22 protein-coding genes and 1 tRNA gene are annotated in these 23,308 nt (G+C 73.9%); 6 read left to right on the forward strand and 17 right to left on the reverse strand.

The genetic code is table 11. The features are described from left to right. Positions 1 to 8: 8 nt before the first annotated feature. The 8 genes from prmC to AC2YHB_RS23850 form a co-directional block, all read right to left on the reverse strand. Positions 9 to 866, reverse strand: coding sequence for a peptide chain release factor N(5)-glutamine methyltransferase (gene prmC, locus AC2YHB_RS23815; RefSeq protein ID WP_179650667.1), 858 nt, complete (start codon positions 864 to 866; stop codon positions 9 to 11). An 11-nt stretch (positions 867 to 877) separates the two neighbouring features. Further along, the gene (prfA, locus tag AC2YHB_RS23820) at positions 878 to 1,951 is read right to left on the reverse strand and encodes a peptide chain release factor 1 (protein WP_179650665.1); all 1,074 of its coding nucleotides are present in this window, start codon (positions 1,949 to 1,951) and stop codon (positions 878 to 880) included. Positions 1,952 to 2,109: 158 nt separating this feature from the next. Then, positions 2,110 to 2,325 carry a 50S ribosomal protein L31 gene (gene rpmE / locus AC2YHB_RS23825; RefSeq protein ID WP_036542101.1) on the reverse strand — a complete coding sequence of 72 codons (216 nt, stop codon included), beginning with the start codon at positions 2,323 to 2,325 and terminating at the stop codon, positions 2,110 to 2,112. Between the two features lie 137 nt (positions 2,326 to 2,462). Beyond that, positions 2,463 to 4,337: a transcription termination factor Rho gene (gene rho, locus AC2YHB_RS23830; RefSeq protein WP_487354734.1), complete on the reverse strand. Its 1,875-nt coding sequence runs from the start codon at positions 4,335 to 4,337 to the stop codon at positions 2,463 to 2,465. Between the two features lie 201 nt (positions 4,338 to 4,538). Further along, on the reverse strand, positions 4,539 to 5,450 hold the full coding sequence (gene thrB / locus AC2YHB_RS23835) for a homoserine kinase (RefSeq protein ID WP_207010273.1): 912 nt from the start codon (positions 5,448 to 5,450) through the stop codon (positions 4,539 to 4,541). A gap of 4 nt (positions 5,451 to 5,454) precedes the next feature. Beyond that, on the reverse strand, positions 5,455 to 6,534 hold the full coding sequence (gene thrC, locus AC2YHB_RS23840) for a threonine synthase (protein WP_179650660.1): 1,080 nt from the start codon (positions 6,532 to 6,534) through the stop codon (positions 5,455 to 5,457). Between the two features lie 2 nt (positions 6,535 to 6,536). Next, complete coding sequence (locus tag AC2YHB_RS23845; RefSeq protein WP_179650658.1) at positions 6,537 to 7,847, reverse strand: homoserine dehydrogenase; 1,311 nt, start codon at positions 7,845 to 7,847, stop codon at positions 6,537 to 6,539. A 100-nt stretch (positions 7,848 to 7,947) separates the two neighbouring features. Next, positions 7,948 to 8,889 carry an NADP-dependent oxidoreductase gene (locus tag AC2YHB_RS23850; RefSeq protein WP_487354735.1) on the reverse strand — a complete coding sequence of 314 codons (942 nt, stop codon included), beginning with the start codon at positions 8,887 to 8,889 and terminating at the stop codon, positions 7,948 to 7,950. A 137-nt stretch (positions 8,890 to 9,026) separates the two neighbouring features. On the opposite strand from AC2YHB_RS23850, the gene AC2YHB_RS23855 reads away from it, so the two are divergent. Then, positions 9,027 to 9,989 carry a GlxA family transcriptional regulator gene (locus tag AC2YHB_RS23855; protein WP_487354736.1) on the forward strand — a complete coding sequence of 321 codons (963 nt, stop codon included), beginning with the start codon at positions 9,027 to 9,029 and terminating at the stop codon, positions 9,987 to 9,989. 3 nt (positions 9,990 to 9,992) lie between these two features. Here AC2YHB_RS23855 and AC2YHB_RS23860 read toward each other — a convergent pair whose 3' ends face one another. Both AC2YHB_RS23860 and AC2YHB_RS23865 read right to left on the reverse strand, forming a co-directional pair. Further along, positions 9,993 to 12,122 carry a hypothetical protein gene (locus tag AC2YHB_RS23860; RefSeq protein ID WP_487354737.1) on the reverse strand — a complete coding sequence of 710 codons (2,130 nt, stop codon included), beginning with the start codon at positions 12,120 to 12,122 and terminating at the stop codon, positions 9,993 to 9,995. Beyond that, entirely contained in the window at positions 12,119 to 13,804 is a 1,686-nt protein-coding gene (locus AC2YHB_RS23865) for an Hsp70 family protein (protein WP_036542090.1), read from the reverse strand. Before AC2YHB_RS23865 ends, AC2YHB_RS23860 begins: the two co-directional genes overlap by 4 nt. A 47-nt stretch (positions 13,805 to 13,851) precedes the next feature. On the opposite strand from AC2YHB_RS23865, the gene AC2YHB_RS23870 reads away from it, so the two are divergent. Next, a complete protein-coding gene (locus AC2YHB_RS23870; protein ID WP_487354738.1) occupies positions 13,852 to 14,331 on the forward strand; it encodes a nucleotide exchange factor GrpE in 480 nt (159 codons plus the stop codon). Between the two features lie 9 nt (positions 14,332 to 14,340). On the opposite strand, the gene AC2YHB_RS23875 is transcribed toward AC2YHB_RS23870, so the two are convergent. Together AC2YHB_RS23875 and AC2YHB_RS23880 are read right to left on the reverse strand one after the other, a co-directional pair. Beyond that, complete coding sequence (locus AC2YHB_RS23875; protein WP_487354739.1) at positions 14,341 to 15,681, reverse strand: MFS transporter; 1,341 nt, start codon at positions 15,679 to 15,681, stop codon at positions 14,341 to 14,343. Next, a complete protein-coding gene (locus AC2YHB_RS23880) occupies positions 15,678 to 16,628 on the reverse strand; it encodes a zinc-binding dehydrogenase (RefSeq protein WP_179652467.1) in 951 nt (316 codons plus the stop codon). Before AC2YHB_RS23880 ends, AC2YHB_RS23875 begins: the two co-directional genes overlap by 4 nt. A gap of 37 nt (positions 16,629 to 16,665) precedes the next feature. Here AC2YHB_RS23880 and soxR point away from each other — a divergent pair, with 37 nt between their 5' ends. Next, the gene (gene soxR, locus AC2YHB_RS23885) at positions 16,666 to 17,130 is read left to right on the forward strand and encodes a redox-sensitive transcriptional activator SoxR (protein ID WP_036542083.1); all 465 of its coding nucleotides are present in this window, start codon (positions 16,666 to 16,668) and stop codon (positions 17,128 to 17,130) included. A gap of 82 nt (positions 17,131 to 17,212) precedes the next feature. Here the strand turns inward: soxR and lysA are convergent, their stop codons facing one another. Continuing rightward, a complete protein-coding gene (gene lysA / locus AC2YHB_RS23890; protein WP_179650647.1) occupies positions 17,213 to 18,601 on the reverse strand; it encodes a diaminopimelate decarboxylase in 1,389 nt (462 codons plus the stop codon). Then, positions 18,601 to 20,289, reverse strand: coding sequence for an arginine--tRNA ligase (gene argS, locus AC2YHB_RS23895; protein WP_179650645.1), 1,689 nt, complete (start codon positions 20,287 to 20,289; stop codon positions 18,601 to 18,603). Before argS ends, lysA begins: the two co-directional genes overlap by 1 nt. 92 nt (positions 20,290 to 20,381) lie before the next feature. Here argS and AC2YHB_RS23900 point away from each other — a divergent pair. Then, positions 20,382 to 20,454, forward strand: a tRNA-Arg gene (locus AC2YHB_RS23900). A 17-nt stretch (positions 20,455 to 20,471) separates the two neighbouring features. On the opposite strand, the gene AC2YHB_RS23905 is transcribed toward AC2YHB_RS23900, so the two are convergent. Next, the gene (locus AC2YHB_RS23905; RefSeq protein ID WP_179650643.1) at positions 20,472 to 20,918 is read right to left on the reverse strand and encodes a hypothetical protein; all 447 of its coding nucleotides are present in this window, start codon (positions 20,916 to 20,918) and stop codon (positions 20,472 to 20,474) included. Between the two features lie 59 nt (positions 20,919 to 20,977). On the opposite strand from AC2YHB_RS23905, the gene rnhA reads away from it, so the two are divergent. Then, the gene (gene rnhA, locus AC2YHB_RS23910) at positions 20,978 to 21,445 is read left to right on the forward strand and encodes a ribonuclease HI (protein ID WP_179650641.1); all 468 of its coding nucleotides are present in this window, start codon (positions 20,978 to 20,980) and stop codon (positions 21,443 to 21,445) included. Here the strand turns inward: rnhA and AC2YHB_RS23915 are convergent. After that, positions 21,429 to 22,328 (reverse strand): LCP family protein, encoded by a 900-nt coding sequence (locus AC2YHB_RS23915; RefSeq protein WP_179650640.1) that lies wholly within the window; start codon positions 22,326 to 22,328, stop codon positions 21,429 to 21,431. The two genes, rnhA and AC2YHB_RS23915, sit on opposite strands and share 17 nt — an antisense overlap. Next, positions 22,328 to 22,774, reverse strand: coding sequence for a hypothetical protein (locus tag AC2YHB_RS23920; protein WP_179650638.1), 447 nt, complete (start codon positions 22,772 to 22,774; stop codon positions 22,328 to 22,330). Before AC2YHB_RS23920 ends, AC2YHB_RS23915 begins: the two co-directional genes overlap by 1 nt. Positions 22,775 to 22,940: 166 nt before the next feature. Here AC2YHB_RS23920 and AC2YHB_RS23925 point away from each other — a divergent pair. Then, the coding region (locus AC2YHB_RS23925) for a 2-oxoglutarate dehydrogenase E1 subunit family protein (protein WP_487354740.1) at positions 22,941 to 23,308 on the forward strand (368 nt) is incomplete at its 3' end.

The following is a 23,308-nucleotide window of genomic DNA, read 5'->3' on the forward strand; positions in this document are numbered from 1 at the left end:
ACGGCCACCTAGGACTGCGGGCGGCGTGCCGTGAGGAAGCGCGGCCGGCCGGCCAGGTCGCGGTGGTCGCGCACCTCCTCCCAGCGCCCGTCCTGGCTGAAGACGGCCGGGGCGGCCTCGCCCTGGGCGTCGGCGTGCTCGACGCCGACGACGCCGCCGGGGCGCAGCAGGAGCAGGCCGCGGACGGCGATGACGCGGATCGCGTCGAGCCCGTCGTCGCCCGAGAAGAGGGCCAGGTGCGGGTCGTGGTCGCGCGCCTCGACGGCGACCGACTCCCACGCCTCGAGCGGTACGTACGGCGGGTTGCTCACGAGCACGTGGACCTGCCCGGCGAGCTCGTCGAACGTGGTCGCGAGGTCGCCCAGGCGCAGGTCGACGCCGGTGCCGGCGAGGTTGCGCTCGGCCCAGGCATGCGCGCCCGGGTCGAGCTCGACGGCGTGGACCCGGGCCTCGGGCACCTCGTCGGCGATGCTGCGGGCGATCACCCCGGAGCCGGTGCACAGGTCGACCACGACGGGGACCTCCCCCGCCGCGACGACCTCACGGGCCCGGTCGATCGCCCAGCCGGCGAGGAGCTCGGTCTCCGGGCGGGGAACGAAGACGCCCGGCCCGACGGCGACCTCGACGTGGCGGAAGGCGGCGCTGCCGGTGAGGTGCTGCAGCGGCTCACGGGCGGCGCGGCGGGCCACCAGGTCGTCGTACCGGCGGCGCTGGGGCTCCTCGACCGCGTCGACCAGGAGGAGCCGGCCGCGGGTGGTGCCGAGCACGTGGGCGAGCAGCTCCGCGGCGTCGTACTCGGGGCTGGCGACGCCGGCGGCGGCGAGCCGGTCGGCGGCCGCGCGGACCAGCTCCCTCGTGGTGCTCATCGGCTCGGTGCTCATTCCTCGAGCGCCGCGAGCCGGGCGGCCATGTCGGCCTCGACGCAGGAGTCGAGGACGGGCTGGAGGTCGCCGTCGAGCACCTGGTCGAGGTTGTAGGACTTGTAGCCCGTGCGGTGGTCGGAGATCCGGTTCTCCGGGAAGTTGTAGGTGCGGATCCGCTCCGAGCGGTCGACCGTGCGGACCTGGCTGCGCCGCGCGTCGCTCGCCTCGGCGTCGGCGGCGTCCTGCGCGGCCTGGAGCAGCCGGGCGCGCAGGATGCGCATGGCCTGCTCCTTGTTCTGCAGCTGCGACTTCTCGTTCTGGCAGCTCACCACGATGCCGGTCGGCACGTGCGTGATCCGGACCGCCGAGTCGGTCGTGTTGACGCTCTGGCCGCCGGGGCCCGAGGAGCGGAAGACGTCGATGCGCAGGTCGTTGTCGTTGATCTCGACGTCGACCTGCTCGGCCTCCGGCATGACCAGCACGCCGGCGGCGCTCGTGTGGATCCGGCCCTGGGACTCGGTCACGGGCACCCGCTGCACCCGGTGGACGCCGCCCTCGAACTTCAGCAGCGCGTACGGCGTCTGGCCGGGCTCGGTGGCACCGCTCGCCTTCACCGCGACGGTCACCGACTTGTAGCCGCCGAGGTCGGACTCGGTGGCGTCGAGGATCTCGGTCTTCCAGCCGCGCCGCTCGGCGTAGCGGCTGTACATCCGCAGCAGGTCGCCGGCGAAGAGCGCGCTCTCCTCGCCACCCTCCCCCGACTTCACCTCGAGCAGGGCGTCCTTGTCGTCGGCCGGGTCGCGTGGGACGAGCAGCCGGCGCAGCCGCTCGGCCGCCTCCTCCTGCTGGGCCAGCAGGTCGTCGACCTCCTCGGCGAACGTCGGGTCGTCGGCCGCGAGCTCGCGGGCCGCCTGGGCGTCCTCGCCCGCCTGTCGCCACTCGCGCCAGGTCGCGATGATCGCGTTGAGCTCCGCGTAGCGCCGGTTGAGCGTGCGCGCCAGCCGGGCGTCGGCGTGGGTCTCGGGCAGCGCGAGCCTCGTCTCGAGCTCGGCGTGCTCGGCGAGCATGCCCTCGACGGCTTCGAACACGGTGGTCCCTTCAGCTGCATGAATCCCCGGTCAACCGGGGACTCATGCGCTTGTCAAGGGTTGCAACACCTGACAAGCGCATGAGTTCCCTGACAAGGTCGGACAAATACGAAGCGCCGGCCGTCCGCACGGGGCGGGCGACCGGCGCTCGGAGGCAGCTACTTCTTGGCAGCCTTGGCGTAGCGGGCCTCGAAGCGGGCGACGCGGCCGCCGGTGTCGAGGATCTTCTGCTTGCCGGTGTAGAACGGGTGGCACTGCGAGCAGACGTCGGCGTGGATCGTGCCGGAGGTCGCGGTGCTGCGCGTGGTGAACGAGGCGCCACAGGTGCAGGTCACCTGGGTCACGACGTAGTCGGGGTGGATGTCCTTCTTCATGGGTGTCCTCTCAAAGGGGCCCGGGTCGCCTCGCGGGGTGCGGACGTGAACCGGAGCCAACGGGAGATCTTACGGCGAGATCCCTCGCCTCCCCAAACCGCCGGGGAGGCGAGGTTGTTCCCGCCGTCGGCCGCCGGTCAGCCGCGCTGCAGGCGGACCAGCAGCTCGTAGTTCGTGTGGCTGTTGCGGACCATGCCGAGCAGCTGCTCGAGCGCCTCCGCGGCGTCCTTGCCGGCCAGCTCGGAGCGCAGCGAACCGAGCACGGCCAGCTCCTCCTTGGTCAGCAGCTGGTCCTCCCGGCGGGTGCCCGACGCGTGGACGTCGACCGCCGGCACGAGGCCACGGTCGGCCAGCTCGCGCGAGAGGTGGAGGCGCAGGTTGTCGGTGCCGGTGAGCTCCTCGAGGACGGCCTCGTCCATCTTGGAGCCGTCGACCAGCGCGGTCGCCAGGATCGTCAGCGAGCCGCCGTTGTCGATATTGCGCGCAGCACCGAAGAGCTTCTTCGGCGGGTAGAGCGCGGCCGCGTCGACACCGCCGGGCAGCACCCGGCCGCTGGCCGGCGCCGTCAGGTTGTAGGCACGGCCGAGGCGGGTCAGCCCGTCGAGGAGTACGACGACGTCGTGACCCAGCTCGACGAGGCGCTTCGCCCGCTCGATCGCCAGCTCGGCCAGCGTCGTGTGGTCGGTCGCCGGACGGTCGAAGGTGCTCGCGACCACCTCGCCCTTGACCGCGCGCTGGAAGTCGGTGACCTCCTCGGGGCGCTCGTCGATGAGGACCACCATCAGGTGGCACTCGGGGTTGTTGGCGGTGATCGCGTTGGCGATCGCCTGCACGGTGGCCGTCTTGCCGGCGTCGCTCGGCGCCAGCACGAGGCCGCGCTGGCCCTTGCCGACGGGCGTCACCAGGTCGATGACCCGGCCCACGACGGCGTCGGGACCGGTCTCGAGGCGCAGCCGGTCGGTCGGCGAGACCGGGGTCAGGGCGTCGAACTCGACCCGGTTCTTCGCCTGCTCGGGGTCGACGCCGTTGACCGTGTCGATACGGACCATCGGGTTGAACTTCTCGCGGCGCTCGCCCTCGCGCGGCTGGCGCACCTGGCCGACGACGGCGTCACCGCGGCGCAGGCCGTACTTCCGGACCATCGACAGCGAGAGGTAGACGTCGTCGACGCCGGCGAGGTAGCCGCTCGTGCGCACGAAGGCGTAGTTGTCGAGGACGTCGAGGATGCCCGCCGCGGGCACGAGGACGTCGTCCTCGCGCACCTCGGTGTCGGGCTCGCGGCCGGCGCGCGTGGTGCGGTCGCGGTCGCGACCACGACGGCGGCGGTTGCGGCGGCTGCCGCCCTCGCCGTCGGCGCCGTCACCGTCGTCGTGGGCGTCGTCGTCGGCCGGGCGGGGCTCGTCCTGCTTGGGCTGGGCCTTCTGCTGGTTGCCCTGGTTGCCCTGCTGGCCACCCTGCTTCGGCTGGCCCTGCTGGTTGCCCTGCTGGTTGCCCTGCTGGTTGCCCTGCTGGTTGCCGCGCTGGCGCGAGTTCTGCTGGCGGCTCTGTTGGGGCTGCTCGCCCTTGGGCTCGTCGCCCTTCTTCTGCTCGGCCTTCTGGTCGCCCTTCTGGTCGCCCTTCTGGTCGGCCTTCTGCTCGTCGGCCTTCCTCGGCTGCTCGGCCTTCGGCTGCTCGGCCTTCGCCTGCTCACCCTTGGGCTGCTCATCCTGGGGCTGCTCACCCCGGGGCTGCTCGGCCTTCGGCTGATCACCCTTCGGCTGCTCGGCCTTAGGCTGCTCGGCCTTCGCAGGCTGCGACGGCGCACCGCCGCCGGCCTGGGCCGCCTTGATGGCGTCGACCAGGGCGGCCTTCTTCATGCTCCCGGCACCCGGGATGCCCATGCCGCCCGCCATCGCCTTGAGGTCGGCGAGGAGCATGGAGTTGAGTCCACCGGTGCGCTTCTTGGGCGCCTTGGCCGCCGACCCCTCGGGGGTCTCGGCGGCGCCAGCGGTGGAGTCGAGAGTCTCGGTCACGTGAGCCCTTCCCACGGATACACGCTCGTCCCGGCGGAGATCGGCACGGGACGGCATCTGGTTGGATCCAGCGCGGACGACCGAGCGGGAAGTCCCGCGGGTCCGGCTCCACGCCGGAGAACAGGCACGTCCGTGAGGACGTGCGGGCGCCGATGACTGCGGCGCACCGTCAATGTACCACCGCGGATTCCGGGCGCGAGGTCAGTCCGCGCGCGTGGCGCCCGGGCGGGTGACGGCGAGGGAGTGGGCCTCCCAGCCGGCGGGGCACCGGGCGAGCAGCGCGTCGGCGGTCGTCGTACCGGGGCCGTCGGTGAAGGCCAGCACCGTGGGGCCGGCGCCGGAGATGATCGCGGGGACGCCGTCGGCGCGCAGCGTCTCGACCAGCGCGAGGCTCTCCGGCATCGCCGGGCGGCGGTACTCCTGGTGGAGGCGGTCCTCGGTGGCGCGCAGCAGCTCCTCGGGGCGGCTCGACAGCGCCGCGACGAGGAGCGCGGCGCGACCGGCGTTGGCCGCCGCGTCGCCATGGGGTACGACGTCGGGCAGCAGCCCGCGCGCCGCCTCGGTCTCGACCGGGGTCGGCGGGACGAAGACCACGGCACCGACCCGCGGGTCCACGCTGCCGGGGACTGCCCAGAACCCGCCGTCGGCGTCCTGGCCGGAGATGACGAAGCCGCCGAGCAGCGCCGGCGCGACGTTGTCGGGGTGGCCCTCGAGCCGGGCGGCGAGGTCGAGCAGCGCGGCGTCGTCGAGCAGCAGGCGTCCGCCCGCGACGAGCTCGCGGGCCAGCCAGACCCCGCCGACGATGGCGGCGGACGAGGAGCCGAGGCCGCGCGCGTGCGGGATGACGTTGGTGCAGGAGAGGCGGAGGCCGGCGGGCTGCTGGCCGAGCCGCTCGAAGGTGGCACGCATCGCGCGCACCACGAGGTGGCGCTCGTCGAGCGGGACCTGGCCCTCGCCGTACCCGCTCACCTCGACGACGAGCCCGCCGTCGAGCACCTCGGCCTCGAGGGTGTCGCGCAGCTCGAGGGCGAGGCCGAGGGTGTCGAAGCCGGGGCCGAGGTTGGCCGACGTCGCGGGCACGGTGGCCCGGACCGGGCCCTGCACGAAGGTCACGGGATCAGAGACCCGCAGCCGTGGCGGCCGCGTCGACGTCGGCGTCGACGACGACCTCGGGCAGCACCAGGCCGTCGAGCGCGGTCGCGATGTCCTTGAGGCCGTGGCCGGTGACGGTGATCGCGACGGTCTTGCCCGTGTAGGACTCCCCGGCGGCGAGCTCGGCCAGCAGGCCGGCGACACCGGCGGCGGAGGCGGGCTCGACGAAGACGCCGTCCTTCGAGGCCAGCTCCTTCTGGGCGGCCAGGATCTGCGCGTCCGAGAGGGCGGCGAAGCGGCCGCCGGACTCGTCGCGGGCTGCCTCGGCGAGCTTCCACGACGCAGGGTTGCCGATCCGGATCGCGGTGGCGCGGGTCTCCGGGTCGGGGAACGGCTCGCCGGTCACCAGCGGCGCCGCACCCTCGGCCTGGAAGCCGCGCATCACCGGCTTCCTCGTCGCGCGGCCCAGGGCGGCGTACTGCGTGTAGCCGAGCCAGTAGGCCGAGATGTTGCCGGCGTTGCCGACCGGGAGCAGGTGGAAGTCGGGGGCGTCGCCCAGGAAGTCGACGATCTCGAAGGCCGCCGTCTTCTGGCCCTCGAGCCGGTGCGGGTTGACGGAGTTGACCAGCGCGACGGGGTACTTCCACGCCATCTCGCGGGCCATCCGCAGGCAGTCGTCGAAGTTGCCGCGGACCTGGATGACCTGCGAGCCGTGCAGCACGGCCTGCGCCATCTTGCCGGCGGCGATCTTGCCCTCGGGCACCAGCACGATCGGGGTGACGCCGGCCTTCGCCGCGTACGCCGCCATCGACGCCGACGTGTTGCCGGTCGAGGCGCACACGACGGCCTTGGCGCCCTCGTGGACGGCGACCGACAGCGCGGTGGTCATGCCACGGTCCTTGAACGAGCCGGTCGGGTTGTTGCCCTCGACCTTGAGCCAGACCTCGGCACCGGTCAGGCCGGACAGCCAGCCCGAGTGCACGAGCGGCGTGCCGCCCTCACGGAGCGTGACGGCAGGGGTGTCCTGCGGGATGTCGAGGAGCTCGCGGTACTCCTCGATGACGCCGCGCCACTGACCGTTCGCCCGGTTGACGGGGTTGCTCATGCTCACTCTTCGGTTCCCTCGACGCGCATCACCGAGGTGACCTCGCGGACGATCTCCATGTCACGCAGCTGCTCGACGGTGGCGGCCAGGGCCGCGTCCGACGCCTCGTGCGAGACCACGACGAGCTGGGCGTCGTTGCCCCGGCCCTCCTGGCGGACGGTCTGGATGGACACCCCGTGCTCGGCGAAGGCCTGCGCCACCGCGGCCAGCACACCGGCGCGGTCGTCGACGTCGATGGCGACGTGGTAGCGGGTGCGGGTCTCCCCCATCGGCAGCACCGCCCGGTCGGCGTACGCCGACTCGCCGACGCCGCGCGTGCCCTGGCGGTGGTTGCGGGCGACCGTGACGAGGTCGCCGAGCACGGCGCTCGCCGTGGGCGAGCCGCCGGCACCGGGTCCGTAGAACATCAGCTGGCCGGCGGCCTCCGACTCGACGAAGACCGCGTTGTAGGCCTCGCGGACACTGGCCAGCGGGTGCGACCGGGGGATCATCGCCGGGTGCACGCGGACGCTGACGCCGGCGTCCTCCGCCGGGTCGGCGGACGGCACGAGCTCGGCGATCGCGAGCAGCTTGACGACGCTGCCCATCTCGCGCGCCGAGCGGACGTCGGCCGCGGTGACGTCGGTGATGCCCTCGCGGTGCACGTCGGCGGCGGTGACGCGGGAGTGGAACGCGAGGCTGGCGAGGATGGCCGCCTTGGCCGCGGCGTCGAAGCCCTCGACGTCGGCCGTCGGGTCGGCCTCGGCGTAGCCGAGCGCCTGGGCCTCCTCCAGCGCGTCGGCGAAGCCGCTGCCCTGGGTGTCCATCTTGTCGAGGATGAAGTTGGTGGTGCCGTTGACGATGCCGAGCACGCGGGTGACCTTGTCACCGGCGAGGGACTCGCGCAGCGGGCGCAGGATCGGGATGGCGCCGGCGACGGCCGCCTCGTAGTAGAGGTCGCGCCCGGCCTTCTCGGCGGCCTCGAACAGGGTCGGCCCGTCCTCGGCGAGCAGCGCCTTGTTGGCCGTGACGACCGAGGCACCGTTCTCCAGCGCCGACAGGATGAGGGAGCGCGCGGGCTCGATGCCGCCGATCACCTCGATCACGAGGTCGATGTCGTCGCGGGCCACCAGCGCGGCCGCGTCGGTCGTGAGCAGCTCCGCGGGGACGTCGACCTCGCGCGGGGCGTCGAGGCGTCGTACGGCGACACCGGCGAGCTGCACCGGGGCGCCCACCCGCGCCGCCAGGTCGTCGGCCTGCTCACCGAGGAGCCGCACCACCTGCGACCCGACGGAGCCACAGCCGAGCACGGCGACCTTGAGGGGACTGTTCACCCCGCGATCGTATCGGCGCCCGGGTTCGTGCCGGGAACCGATGGCAGAACGCGGACAGGCTCCGCGGCCTCGGCGCCCGGCACGTCGCCGGTCGTGCGGGTCAGGACAGGGTGACGACGACCTTGCCGGTCACCCGGCCGGTCTCGAGCCGCTCCTGCGCGGCGACCACGTCGTCGAGCGGGAACGCGCCGTCGACCAGCACCGTCAGCCGGCCGTCGTCGGCGAGGGCGGCGACCTCGGCCAGCGCGGGGCCGTCGGCGGCCACCATGATCCGCTGGACGACGGACGCCCCGGCGGCGCGCAGCGCCTCCTCGGCGCCGTCGGGGAAGCCGGTGATGGTGATGACGGCCGTGCCCTCGCGGACCGCGCCGAGCGGCGGCACGCCGTTGTCGACCGTGGACAGCACGACGTCGACCGGCGCGATCTCCTCGAGCGCGGACTCGTCCTTGTAGTCGACGACCTCGTCGGCACCGAGGCCGGTGAGGACGTCGTGCTTCGCGCGGCTCGCGGTCGCGACGACCTGGGCGCCGCGGGCCTTCGCGACCTGGACCGCGAGGTGGCCGACGCCGCCGGCGCCGCCGAGCACGAGCACCCGCCTGCCCGTCGCGTCGCCGGTCAGCCCGGCCGCCTCGAACGCGTGCCACGCGGTGAGCACGGCCAGCGGTGCGCCGCCCTGCTGGGCGACGCTCCACGACGCCGGGGCGTGCGCCAGGTCGGAGGCCGGTACGGGGACCAGGTCGGCCAGCGTGTGCGCGGCCCGCGGGAAGCGGGCGAGCCCGAAGACCGCGTCGCCCGGGGCGAAGCCGTCGACGGCCGGTCCCACCGCGACGGCCTCGCCGGCGACATCCCAGCCCGGGAGGGTCGTGTACTCGATCGGGCCGAAGTCGACCGCGGCGGCACGGATCTTCACGTCGACCGGGTTGAGGCCGACCGCGGCGACCCGGACCAGCACCTCGTCCTGCGCCGGGGTGGGATCGGCCACCTCGACCAGCTCGGTGACCTCTGCTGCCGCACCGGCACCCGTGTAGCGGACTGCACGCATGACCTGCTCCTTCTCGTTTTCTTCTCGTCGGTTCTTCTCGTCGGAGTGCCCCGGGTTCCTCCGGGGTGCTCCCAGCCTCCCGGCCGCGCGGTCCGCACGACAGTGGCCAGATGGACGACATGTGTCATGATCTGGCCATGACCCGACGAGCACCCGCACCGCACCGGATCGGGGTGGTCGCGCTGCCCGGCGTCTACCCCTACGAGCTCGGGATCGCCTCGCGCTTCTTCGGCGCGGCGAGCGTGGACGGACGGGCGGCGTACGAGGTCGTGACGTGCAGCCTCGACGGCCGGCCGGTGCCGACCGCGGCGGACTTCTCGGTGGCGGTCACCGCGGACCGCTCGGTCCTCGACGAGGTCGACACGGTCGTCGTACCTCCCTGGCAGACGTCGACCACGACGGGCGACCCGATCGGGCTCGCGGACCTCGGCGCGCCACGGGTCGTCTCCTACTGCACCGGCGCCTTCACCGTCGCCGCCTCCGGGCTGCTCGACGGGCGCGCCGCGACCACCCACTGGTGCGCGGCGGACGAGTTCCGCGCTGCCTTCCCGAAGGTCGTGTTCCGGCCCGACGAGCTCTTCGTCGACGAGGGCGACGTCCTCACGGCGGCCGGCGCGTCGGCCGCCATCGACCTCACCCTGCACATCATCGCGCGTGACCTGGGGGCCGCCGCGGCTGCCGACGTGTCCCGGCTGACCCTGGCCCCACCGCACCGCGGCGGCGGCCAGTCCCAGTTCGTGCCCCGCCCGGCGCTGGCCGACGAGGCCGGTGCGATGGCCGAGGTGCGCGCGTGGCTGCTCGCCCGGCTCGACCGGCCGGTGAGCCTCGACGAGGTCGGCGCCGCCTTCGGCATGAGCGTGCGGACGCTCACCCGCCGGTTCCGCGCCGAGACCGGCCTGACCCTCGGCAACTGGCTGGTCGCGGCGCGCGTCGACCGCGCCAAGGAGCTGCTGGAGACCACCGACGCGACCATCGACCTCGTCGCCGACGAGGCAGGCTTCGGCACCGCCGCGGCCCTGCGCAAGCACTTCCGCGACCGGGTCGGGCTCTCGCCGCAGCAGTACCGGGCGCGCTTCTCGCTGCGCGCCGTGCCCGCCTGAGGGTCAGAGGGGCGCGGAGAACGCGTCCGCGGCGAAGCCCGCCGCGCTGCTGGCGGAGACGGAGTAGAGCGGCACCTCGCCGGGCGCCGCTCCCCCGTCCTCCAGCTCATGGCCACGGGTGCGGCCGACGACCTGCCAGCGCCCGTCCGGCGCGCGGCGCGACACCTTGAACTCGGCGTCGGCCGGTCCGCTCCAGCGCACGTGCACCGAGCCGTCGGGAGCCCGGACGGCGGTGACGTCGGTGGCGCCCGGGACCGCTGCTGGTGGCGGCGGAGCGGATGGCGCCGGCGCGGCCGGGGGCGGAGGTGGTGGTGGCGCTGCCGCCGGCGGCGGAGCGGGTGGCGGCGGAGCGGGTGCCGGCGGAGCGGGTGCCGGTACGACGGCCTGGTCGGACCGGACCTCGTCGGAGACCCGTCCGGGCTGGACCGCCACGACGACGTACACGGGAACGTCGGAACCGGCCGGGGCGCCACCGTCCTCGATCTGCGGGGCCGCGGTCCGGCCGACGACGCGCGTCGTCCCCTTCGGCTCGACGCGGGAGACCTTGTAGGTCGCGCCGCTCGTCGGCGACGGCTGCCAGCTGACCACGACGGCGCCGGACCCGTCGCGGACGGCGCGCACGGCCGACGGCGGGTGCAGCGGCATCGCGGCGAGGGCCGCCACCGCGGCCGGGTGCTGGGGCCACCGGTCGAGCACCGCCATCAGCGCGCCCACCGGGTCGGCCGCCGCTTGGGCGTCGGCGACGCGGGCGTCGGCCTCGCGCACCTCGCCCCTGGCCCGGGCCAGCTCGGCCTCGGCGGTGTCGAGCCCGGCCGGGCTCGGCAGGTCGGACGCGACCCGGGCGAGGTGCTCCAGGTGGTCGATGGCCTCCGCGAACCGGCGCGCACCGAGCGCAGCCGACACCGCACGCCAGCGCAGATCGGCCTCGCGGATCGCCTCGTCGACCTCGTCGGACACCGCCCGGACGGGGGTGGCGGACGCCGGGTCGCCCGTGGCCCGCGCCTGCGCGACGAGACGCCGGGCCTCCAGCAGCGCACCGCGTCGCAGGGCGGCCCGTGCGGCCCGGAGCATCTCCTCCCACACCCGGTCGGGCGGCCGCGCGGGAGCCGGAGCCGGAGCCGGTACGCCGCTGCCGCGCATCGGCTCGATGGCCACGCCCAGCTCAGCGGCCATCGCCGCGAGCGCCGCGCGGGCCCGGCCGGGGTCGAGACCGAGGTCGAGCGCCTCCTCGTAGAGGTGCTCGTGGTCGTCGGCGACCAGGCGGTCCTCGACGAGCACGGCGGCGCGCACCCGCGGCAGCAGACGCGCCCGGACGTCGTGCACGACGGCGTCGAGGTAGGCGTCACGGACGATCGGGCCGGCCTCGAGCAGCTCGGCGACGTGCACCATCAGCTCGTCGGCGACGGCGCGGATCCGCAGCGGAGGGAGCTCCCGGCAGCGCACCCGCCAGGCCTCGGCGCGGTGGGCGACCTCCGCGTCGTCGGCGTCGGGTCCCAGGCCCAGCAGGGCCAGCAGGGTCGGAGGAGGCGGCTGCTCCTGGAGCCGGCCGAACTCGTCGAGCAGGTCGCGCACCTGCTGGCGGCGGTGGTCGCTGACCGGGCTGCTCGCGACCGGCGGCGGGGGCTGTGGCGCGGGGGTCGTGTCGACGACCCGGTGCCGGCGCAGCCGCACCTCGACCTCGGCGCGGCTCAGCCCGCCGAGCGCGCCGACCTCGACGAGCCCCTCGAGCTTGTCGCGCGGGATGCCGCCGTGCCGCTGGACCAGCCGGGCGATCGCCTCGTCGAGCGGCTGGAACCGCGCGGAGTCACGCGCCGCGCGCTTCTGGCGGACCTGCTCGACGAGATGGCCCCGCCGGCGCGGGTCGAGCACCTCGGCGCTGTTCTGCTCGTGCATCGCGACGAGGATGCCGACGAGGGTGCCGTACTTGGGGTGGTCGCGCTGGCGCTGCCAGAAGCCCCAGACCTCGTCCACCTGCGCGGCGACGTCGGCGTCGCTCCACCGCCCGACCTCGTCGACGGGTAGGTCGTAGACCTCGAACGGGTCGGCCCCCTCGGCGCCGCCGCGCTTCTGGATCGCGGCGAGGACGCGCTTGCGGTAGTCGTTGCCGTCGAAGGGCGGGCGCCGGCCGCTCACGCGTCGCGCCGCCGCGTCCGCTGGAGCTGCTCACGCTCGCGTGCTACCTCCGCCTGCGAGAGCGTCGCGCCGGTCTGGGCGGTGAGGGTGAGCGGGAGCCGGGCCTCGACGTGGTCGGCCAGCACGGTCAGCAGGCCGTCGAAGCCCATGAGGAACCGGACCCGCACCTCGCTGCCCTCGTCGTAGCCCGGCGGGATGCCCTCGATGGTGCCGGCGACGAGGAGCTTGACGTCCTGCACGCGCATCGACTCGGCCTGGCTCTGCTGCTCGACGATCCGGATCTCGATGGCGTCCTGGTCGCGTCGTACCGTCCCGAACGAGCGGCTCACGTTGATCGGCAGCCGGTCGTTGCGGTGCACCAGCCAGACCGGCTCGAGCTCGCCGGTCATCGGGTTGGCCGCGAGCACGCCGAAGCCGCGGGACACGACCGTGTCGACCCGGATCTCGATCGCGCGCCGGACCTGCGCGAGCGGCTGGCCGAGCGCGTCCGCGACCCGGCGGCAGGCCGCGTCGAGCTCGTCGGGCGGGGCGTCCTCGATCCGGTCGCCCGCCCGCAGCCGGCCGCGGGTCACGAGGTCTCCCTCGACGAGCCGCTCCAGCTCCTTCTTCGCGCCGTAGAGCGCGGCGCCCTTCGCGACGGCGAGGTCGGGGTCGTGCAGCTCCGGCGCGATGCCGAGCTCGGCCCGCAGCGCCTTCTCGACCATCGGCATGCGCGAGGAGCCGCCGACCATGAGCACCCGGCCGACACGGCCGACGCCGCGGCGCGACGCCGCCTCGAGGCAGGACCGGGTCAGGTCGATCGTGCGGCGCAGCAGCGCGGAGGTCATGTCCTCCAGCTCGGCCCGGGTCAGCGTGACCGTCGACCGGGCGCCGTCATGGGTGACGACGACCTCGGTGGACTCGCGGTCGGAGAGGTCGTGCTTGGCCCGCTGCGCGGCGATGACCAGCTCCTGGGCGCCGGCCGAGTCGTCGAGCGGGTCCTCGGCATCGGGGTTCTCCGCGCAGAACTGGCGCGAGAGGTGCAGGCAGATCCGCTCGTCCCAGTCGGCGCCACCGAGCTGGTGGTCCCCGTCGACGGCGAGCACCGAGATCCGGCGGTCGGCGAGCTCGATCACCGTGGCGTCGAAGGTGCCACCGCCGAGGTCGTAGACGAGGACGGTCTCGTAGCCGGCGTCCTTGGTGAGGCCGAAGGAGCCGTCCAGGCGGCCGAAGCCGTACGACAGCGCGGCGGCGATCGGCTCGGAGAGGACGTCGACCACGTCGAGGCCGGCGTAGGTGCCGGCGAGCGTGGTCGCCCGGCGCTCCTCGTCGCCGAAGTAGGCGGGCACCGTGATCACCGCCGAGGTGACCTGCTCCCCCGACCCGAAGGCGGCGTCCTCGCAGACCGACTTCAGGATCAGCGACGACACGGCGGCGGCCGACCAGCTGCGGCCGTGGGCCACGAAGCGCCAGTCCGACTCGCCCATCCGGCGCTTGACCAGCGCGCAGACGTGCTCGGGGTCGAGGCGCGCCTGCCGGCGCGCGCCCTCGCCGACGAGGTGCTCGCGGTCGGAGGCGAAGAGCACGACGGAGGGCACGGTCGCTTCGCCGGTCATGCCGACGAGCACCTGCGGCCGACCGCTGCTGTCGGTCCGGGCGATCGCCGAGCAGGTGGTCCCGAGGTCGATTCCGTGGACGGCCACGGGCGCGAGCGTACCTGCGGCTGGCAACGCGTGGATACGATTCCCGCGTGTCCGAACCCGCGCCCGAACCCAGCCTCCAGGACCTGGCCGACGCGGTGGTCGACGTGGGCCGTCTGGTGGCCCGTCAGGCCGCGAGCCTGGACCAGCTGGTCGACGACAGTCGTGCGGCGGCCGCGCGCGCCCGGGCCGGCGCCGACGTACCACTCCTCGTCGACCTGCTCGCGCTGCACCGCGACGCGAGCACGTGCGCGGCCACGGCCCGCTCGCGTCGCGAGCGCGAGGCCTTCGGTGCGATGGCCGGCGGCATCGAGCGGCTGATCGAGGGACGGGGCGGCCGGCTGGTCGCGCCCACCGAGGGCACCCCCTTCGACGCGGTGTCGATGGAGGCGGTCGAGGTCGTCGCGACCGACGTCGCCGCCCGGGACCGCACGGTGGCCTCGCTGCTGGAGCCGGGCCTGCTGCTCGCCGAGGTCGGCCGGTCGGTGCGGCCGGCGCGGGTCGCGGTCCACCGGTACGCCGGCGACTGATCCTCCGGCTCAGGACCGCAGCCGCGCCGCGGGCACCAGCGCGAGCACGGCGATGCCGGCCGCGGCGAGCACGAGCGCCGTCGCGGCCGCACCCGGCGCGGTCTCGGCGAAGGCCGCGAAGACGACCCCGCCCACCGCGACGCCGGCGCTGTTCGCCAGGTAGTCGTTGAGCTGCAGCGCCGACGAGGTCCGCCCCGCCTCCCCGTCCCCGGCTGTCGCGAGCGCCAGCACGGACAGCGTCGAGAAGGCCATCCCGATGCCGAGCCCGGCGACGCCCCAGGCGACGACCACCACCCCCAGGGGTACGACGGACAGCGACACCGTCGCGAAGGCGGCGATCCCGACGCCCAGGAGCAGCGCACCGGTCCGCACGCGACCCGGCTGGTCCGCGAGCAACCGCCACCGGGCGGCCAGCACCGCGCCGGCCGACCACGTGACCGCACCCGTGGTCAGCACCCAGCCGGCCTGCGCGAGGCTCAGGCCACGCTCGAGCACGAGCAGCAGCGGGACGTAGACCTCGGCAGCGGCCATCGCGGTGCCGATCGCCGCCCGGGAGCCGAGCACCGCCGGGAGGCCGGGCGCCAGCGACCACGACCCGGCCGGCAGCACCTGCCGGCCACCGAGCACCACCGCGGCCAGGCCCGCCACGACGAGGACCGGCCACCAGGCCGCGACCTGCTGGCCCCCGACGCTCACCGCCAGCACGCCGCCGGCCGCCGCGACCGCCCACGCCAACCGGCCGGGCTCCGCCCGAGCCACGCCGGGCGTCGACGGCGCGTCGGCGACGAGCAGCCACGCGGCGACGGCCACGACGGGCACCCCGAGGAACACCCAGCGCCAGCCGAGCTGCTCGGCCACGTGCGCCGCGAGCACGGGACCGACGAGGGCCGGCAGCACCCAGGCCGTCGTCAGCACCGCGAACACCTGCGGCCGCATCGCCTCGGGGTAGGCCTGCGCGATCACGACGTAGAGGGCGACGCCGAGCACGCCGCCGCCGTACCCGTGCACGAGGCGGCCGAGGACGAAGACCGGCATGTCCGGGGCCAGTCCGGCGATGACCACCCCGGCGCAGAAGACGACCAGCCCGCGCCGCAGCGCCGGGCCCGGGCCGAGCCGGTCGACCTGCGGCCCGCTGGCGGCGAGCGCCACGACTCCGGCGGCGAGCGGCGCGGCGAAGGCCACGGCGTACCAGCGCAGGCCGTCGAGCTCCGCGGCGACATCGGGCATCACCGTGGCGACCGCGAGCGCCTCGAAGGCGAAGACGAAGGCGAGCGAGAACACCCCGACGGTCGTCCGGGCATGGCGGCCCCGCCACGGCGAGACCACCGCGGCGTCGGCGACCGCGGTCACCGGGTGACCTCGAGGACGACCTTCCCGACGGCGGTGCGCGACTCCAGGGCCTCGTGGGCGAGCGCGGCGTCCGCGAGCGGGAGGACCGTGCCGACGTAGGGCACCCGGCTGCCGTCGGCCGCTGCCTCGAGGGCCGCCTTCTCCAGCTCGGCGAGGCGGCTGGTGATCGGCGGACCGAGCACGTCGACGACGGCGCGGCCGGGGGCGTCGTACCCCTCGACGTCGCCGGAGAAGCGGACGGTGCGCCCGCCCGGCTCGAGCATCGCGTGGACCGTTCGGGGCACGGGCCCGCCGACGCCGTCGAGGAGCACGGTCAGGCGCGGCTCGGCGGCACGGAGCACGGCCGGCCACTCGGGGTCGCGGTAGTCGACCGTGGTGTCGGCCCCGAATTGGCGGGCGACGTGGAGCTTCGGGCCGCTGGCCAGGCCCGCGACCCGGGCGCCGGCGTTGCGCGCTCCCTGGATGAGCAGCGTGCCGAGGCCGCCGGCCGCGGAGGTGACCACGACGACGTCGTCGGCGGTGATCCCGGCGAGGTCGAGGATGCCGGCCGCCGTCCGGCCGGTGCCGATCGCCGCGACGGCGGTCGCGGCGTCGAGGCCCGGTGGGCGCTCGTACACCCGCGCCACGTCGGCGACGACCAGCTCGGCGTACGCGCCGCTCCCCTGCGGGCCGAGGTGCGTCACGACCGCCCTCCCGAGCCAGCGCTCGTCCACGTCCTCGCCCACCCGGTCGACCACGCCGGCGACCTCGCGGCCGGGCACCACCGGCAGCTGCGGTGCTGCCATCGTGGCCGGTCCGTTGCCGGAGCGGAGGTAGGTGTCGAGGAGGTGGACGCCGGCGGCCTCGACCGCGATGCGGAGCTGGCCCGCGCCGGGGACGGGGTCGGGCAGCTCCTCGAGCTGGAGGACGGAGGCGGGCCCGAAGGCGTGGTGACGGATCGCGTGCATGGCAACCATCCGACAACCTCAAGTAAGGTTGAGGTCAATGACTGACATCAACCGGGAGATCCGCACCCACGACCTGGCGCCCGGCGAGGTGGCCCGGCGGGCCGGGGTCGCGGTGTCGGCGCTGCACTTCTACGAGCGCGAGGGGCTCATCACGAGCGTGCGCACGGTCGGCAACCAGCGCCGCTACCACCGCGACGTGCTCCGGCGGATCGCTTTCGTCCGCGTCTCGCAGGGCGTCGGCATCTCGCTCGCCGACATCCGCGCGGCGCTCGCCACCCTCCCCGAGGGCCGCACGCCGACGAAGGCGGACTGGGCCCGGCTGTCGCGGTCGTGGCGCACCACCCTCGACGAGCGGATCACCCGGCTCGAGAAGCTGCGCGACACCCTCGACGACTGCATCGGGTGCGGCTGCCTGTCGATGCAGTCGTGCCGGCTCGCCAACCCCGGCGACACCCTCAGCGAGTACGGCGACGGGCCGGTCCGGCTGCTCGGCCGCTCCTGAGCTCGCGACGCAACTACCGAATTCGTCGCCTCCTGCGCCGTTCGAGGACGAATTCGGTTGTTGCGTGGCGAAGGCCGACCCGCTAGCCGATGTCCGTCGCGAGCAGGTCGTCGACCGTCTCGCGGCGCACGATCACTCGCGCCTGGCCGTCCTTGACCGCGACCACCGGCGGTCGGAGGGCGTGGTTGTAGTTGGAGGCCATGGAGCGGCCGTACGCGCCCGTGCCGGGCACCGCGATCAGGTCACCAGGGGCCACGTCGCCGGGGAGGAACTCGTCCTTGACGACGATGTCGCCGGACTCGCAGTGCTTGCCCACGACCCGGGCGAGCACCGGCTCCGCCGCCGAGGCGCGGGACGCGAGCGTGCAGGAGTAGTCGGCGTCGTACAGGGCCGTGCGGATGTTGTCGCTCATCCCGCCGTCGACGCTGATGTAGGTGCGCACGGCGCCCCCGTCGAGCTGGACCTGCTTGACCGTGCCGACGGTGTAGACGGTGCACATGGTCGGCCCGACGATGGCACGGCCGGGCTCGATCGACAGACGAGGCTCCTCGATGCCGAGCGCGCGGCACTCGTGCACGACGATCTCGCGCATGCCCGCCGCCAGCTCGGCGGCCGGCTTGGGGTCGTCCTGGCTGGTGTAGGCGATGCCGAAGCCGCCGCCGAGGTCCATCTCGGGCAGGACGACGCCCAGCTCCGAGGCGATCCGCGCGTGCAGGGCCAGGACCCGTCGGGCGGCGACCTCGAAGCCGGCGGTGTCGAAGATCTGGCTGCCGATGTGGGAGTGCAGGCCGAGCAGCTCGACGCCGTCCGCGGCGATGACGCGACGGGCGGCCTCGAACGCGTCGCCGGAGGAGATCGAGAAGCCGAACTTCTGGTCCTCGTGGGCCGTCGCGATGAACTCGTGCGTGTGGGCCTCGACGCCGGCGGTCACCCGGACCATCACCCGCGCGGGCACGCCCGTCTCGGCCGCGATGGCGGCCACCCGCTCGATCTCGTGGAACGAGTCGACGACGATCCGTCCCACGCCGAGGACGATGGCGCGGCGCAGCTCCATCGGCGTCTTGTTGTTGCCGTGGTAGCCGATCCGCTCGGCCTCGACTCCCCCGCGCAGCGCCACCGTCAGCTCACCGTCGGAGCAGACGTCGAGGAACAGGTTCTCCTCAGCGATCCACCGGGCGACCGTCGTACACAGGAACGACTTGCCGGCGTAGTAGACGTCGACGCCCTCGAACGCGTCGCGGAAGGCACGGGCCCGAGCCCGGAAGTCGTCCTCGTCCAAGACGTACGCCGGGGTGTTGACGTCGGCGACCAGGTCGGGGATCGCCAGGCCGCCGACGTGCAGCACGCCGTCGGCGTCCTTCGACGCCGTGCTCGACCAGAGCGCCGGGACGAGGGCGTTGACGTCGGCCGGCTCGCGCAGCCAGTGCGGGGAGGAGCCGGCGTAGTCGCCGGGCGGGACGCGACCTGCCATCACATGCGCTCGGGCGCGGAGACGCCGAGCAGGTCGAGGCCGTTGGCGATCACGGTCCGGGTCGCGACCGTGAGCACCAGGCGCGCCTCGTTGACCGGCCGCACCGGCTCGTCGCCCTGCGGCAGCATGCGGCACTCCTTGGTGTCGTACCACTTGTTGAACACCGACGCGGTGTCCTCCAGGTAGCGCGCGACCCGGTGCGGCTCCCGCAGCTCGGCAGCGCTCGCGACGACGCGCGGGTATTCGGCCAGCGCGCGCAGCAGCTCGCCGTCGCGCTCGTGGCCGAGCAGGCTCGGGTCGAAGCCGCCTTGATCGGCTGCCGTGAGCTCGGGCAGCGCCATCCCGAGGTCGCGGGCGTTCTCGATCATCCGGCAGGTCCGCGCGTGGGCGTACTGGACGTAGTAGACCGGGTTGTCGTTGGACTGCTTGGTGATCTCGGCGACGTCGAGCACCAGCGGCGAGTCGGCCGGGTAGCGCGCCAGCGAGTAGCGCAGCGCGTCGACGCCGATCTCACGCGCCAGGTCGTCGAGCGTGACGATATTGCCCGCCCGCTTCGACAGCTTGAGCTCCTCGCCGTTCTTGAGGATCTTCACCAGCTGTCCGATGAGCACGTCCAGCGTCTTGTCGGGGTCGTCGCCCACGCACGCCGCCATCGCCCGGAGCCGGCCGACGTAGCCGTGGTGGTCGGCGCCGAGCAGGTAGATGCAGTGGTCGAAGCCGCGCGCCCGCTTGTCGAGGTAGTAGGCGGTGTCGGAGGCGAAGTAGGTCAGCTCGCCGTCGGACTTGATGAGCACCCGGTCCTTGTCGTCGCCGAAGTCGGTGGTGCGCATCCAGAGCGCGCCGCCCTCCTCGTAGACGTGGCCGAGGTCCTTCAGCCGCTGCAGCGTCTCCGGCACCGAGCCGGACTCGTGCAGGGACAGCTCGGAGAACCAGACGTCGAAGTGGGTGTTGAACCCGTCCAGCTGGTCCTGCTGCTCCTTGAGCTGGATCGCGTAGCCCTGGGCCCGTACGGCGGCACGCCGCTCCTCGCCCTCGAGCTGGAAGATGCCGGGGCTGGCCTGCTCGACGGCCTTGGCGAGGTCGGTGATGTACTCGCCGGCGTACCCGTCCTCGGGCTTGGGCTCCCCCAGCGCCGCGGCGATGATCGAGTCGGCGAAGTGGTTCATCTGCACGCCGCGGTCGTTGATGTAGAACTCCCGCGTCACCTCCGCGCCGGCCGCCGCGAGCACGCGCGCGATCGCGTCGCCGAGCACCGCCCACCGGGTGTGGCCCAGGTGCAGCGGACCGGTCGGGTTGGCGGAGATGAACTCGACGTTGATCTTCTCGCCGCCGAGCAGCTCGCTGTGCCCGTACGCCGCACCCGCGGCGACGACCTCGGCCGCCACCTTGCCCTGCGCACCCGCCTCGACGGTGATGTTCAGGAAGCCGGGCCCGGCCACCTCGACGGCGCTGATGCCGTCGGCCTGCTCGAGCTGCTTGGCGAGCAGCTCGCCGAGGGCCCGCGGGTTGGTCGAGGCCTTCTTCGCAAGCTGCAGCGCGACGTTGGTGGCGTAGTCGCCGTGCCCCTTCTGCCGGGGTCGCTCCACCGTGACCTCCGCCGGGACGCCGTCGGGAAGGGTCAGGGCACCGTCGTCGACGAGCGACGTGAGGGCCGCGACGATGGTCGAGGAGAGCTGGGCTGGAGTCACGACCGAAGCCTATCGGCGCGTGCCGGTTTCCTTCGCGTGAGTATCGCCCGGTAGTGTTCTGCCTCGCGTCGCCGAGCCCGTCTCGGTCGCATGCCTCCGTAGCTCAGGGGATAGAGCACTGGTTTCCGGTACCAGGTGTCGCAGGTTCGAATCCTGCCGGAGGCGCCCTTCTGTTTTTCGGGTCAGTCCCCCGCCGGCTCCGCCGGACGTCGTACGACGCACGCGAGCTCGCGGATCGCCCGCTGCAGCCCGGTCAGCTGGTCGATCCCCTGGGCGTCGTACGGCCAGCCCTCCTCGAACGCCTCGTCGACGACCGCCTGGGCCAGCTCCTCGACCTCCTCGAGGTGGGTGAAGCGGCCGCGCAGCGGCCCGGGGTCGGCCGGGGCCGACGTCCGGCGCACCTTCTCCACGTCGCGGACCCGGACCACCTCGACGCCGTCGGCCTCGCCAGGCTCACCGAGCCGGGTGAGCTCGACGTGCTTGTCGTCGACCCCGAGGACGAACCCGCTCAGCGGGTCTGCGTCACGGAGCCGGAGCTCGACATGGCGCTGCTTCGCCTCGGCGGCACGCAGCCGGCCGACGACCTTCCTGCGTCGCGCCCGGTCCGAGCGCCTGGCCTTCTTCGTCACCCCGCCCATCGTGCCGTGGCGGTGCCCGGGCCGCCAGCAGATCGCCGTACCCTCGCCTTGTGCCGAGCCCGTCCACCTCCCGCGTGACCATCCACACCGACGGGGCCTGCCTGGGCAACCCGGGGCCGGGCGGCTGGGGCGCCGTCCTCCGGTACGGCGGCCACGAGCTCGAGCTCCGCGGCGGCGAGCCGGCCACGACCAACAACCGGATGGAGCTGATGGCGGCCATCCAGGCGCTCGAGGCCCTCACCCGCCCGTCGGCCGTCGACCTCCACACGGACAGCAGCTACGTCCGCAACGGGATCATGTCGTGGGTCGTGAAGTGGAAGGCCAACGGCTGGCGCACGGCCGCGAAGGCGCCGGTCAAGAACGACGACCTGTGGCGCCGCCTCGACGTCGCCGCGGCCGCGCACGACGTCACCTGGCACTGGGTGAAGGGCCACGCCGGCGACCCGGGCAACGAGCGCGCCGACGCGCTCGCCGGGAAGGGTGCCCGCGAGGCACGGGACCTCAGCACCGCCGGATGACGGCGTCCTTGCGGGCGTCGTCGCCGTAGCGCCGCGCCGCCCGGGTGTCGGGCAGCACCACGCTCGCCCCGTTGATGCTGGCGCCCCTGCCCTGCAGGACGCAGCCGGTGACCTTGGCGGGATCGACCTGGGCGATCGCCTGCGCGACGCGGAACAGCTCCGCCGGGGAGAGCCCCCTCGTGGAGAGGTGGCGCAGCACGTTGATGACCTGGCCCTCGATGAACCCGGGCTCGGCCGCCCGCTCGGCGACCCGGCGCTGGATGCCGCGGATCACGCGCTGCTGGTTGGCGGACCGGTCGAAGTCGCCGCGCGGCAGCGACTTGCGCACCCGGGCGAACTCGACGGCCTTCATCCCGTTGAGCCGGACCCTCCCCTTCGGCCAGCCCCGCGGGTGCAGGTGGGCGTCGGAGAAGGCGCGGGGGTTGTTGACGGTGATCCCGCCGATCCCCTTGACCAGCTCGGCGAGGCCGCTGAAGGTCGCGACGACGACGTAGTCCGGCTGGAGGCCGACGAGGTTGCCGACGGTCCGGCCGAGCAGCTCGGGGCCGCCGTAGTAGAGGGCGGCGTTGACCCGGTTGGAGCCGACGCCCGGGATCGGGACCCAGCTGTCGCGCGGGATGCCGATCGCGGTGGCCGCGCCGGTCCGGGTGTTGATGCCGACCAGCTGCAGGGCGTCGCCGCGCACCCGCAACGGGTTCTCGCGCGGCCGGGCGTCCGAGCCGACGGCGAGCACCCAGATCACGTCCGGGTCGACGTCCACGCCGTCGGACCGGTCGAGCTTCACGATGGTGAACTGCGTCGGCGCCGGCGTGCTGTCCGGGACGACGATCGCGACGACCCCGAGCAGCAGGGCCAGCAGCGTCGTGCGGATGAAGGTGCGCATCAGGAATCCCTCCCTCGGCTGACGTCGAACCCGAAGACCCGCCACCCCTTGGCCGTCGGCGAGAGCAGCAGGCGGCCGGTCACCACCTCGCGACGGTCGGTCGGCCCCGACAGGTCGAGCACGATCCGGATCCGCGCGGTCGCCCCGGCGACCTTCCCCCGCGGCGCGAGTACGTCGACCCGGACGACCCGCCGCGCGATCGTCACCGCCTCGAGGTCGGCGCCGGCGGCGGCGTTGCTCAGCAGCGAGGTCTTCCTCAGGGCCAGTGCCCGGGCGTCCGGGGTGAAGGCCGCGAAGGCGTCGGCGAAGTCGGTGCGCGGGTAGTCGCCGCCGTACGCCCTCGTCGACCAGGCGTCGACGACGGCGGTCACGTCACGGACCACCTCGGCGCGCCGTGGGGGGCTCAGCGGCCCCCGGACCTTGCCGATGCCGCTGTCCGTGACCACTCTCACGTCCGGGGCCGACGACTCCTTCGAAGGCGCCGGAGCGGGCTCCTCCTCGCCCCCCGAGCAGCCTCCGAGGAGCAGTCCCGCGACCACGACAAGGGCCGAAATCCCCGTACCCACGGGCATCCTCCGCGCGCGGGCACCGGCGTCGTCTGGAACCGTGCTCATGGCATTCACTCCCGTCCGGTGCCCACCACCACGACCCGGCAGACGCCTGTTGTGCAACACCCTGCGCCAAAGGGTGACCGAGGGGCGGCATTTGCTTCGGCATGGGACTAGCCTTGGCGGTCGAAACCGCCCGTCACCGGCGGCGGGGGGCCAACGCGCACATTCGGAAGAGGCGAAGCACGTCGTGACGCAGTCGTCAGACCAGTCCCACGGATCACCAGAACCCGTCGACTTCGGAGCCAACGAGTGGCTCGTGGAGGAGATGAAGGAGCAGTTCGAGGCTGACCCGAACAGCGTCGATCCGGCCTGGGCCGCGTACTTCAAGGGCGCGGGCACGAACGGCACGAAGGCCGCCGCTGCCCCTGC

This window comes from Nocardioides sp. SRI_004, from assembly GCF_057586415.1.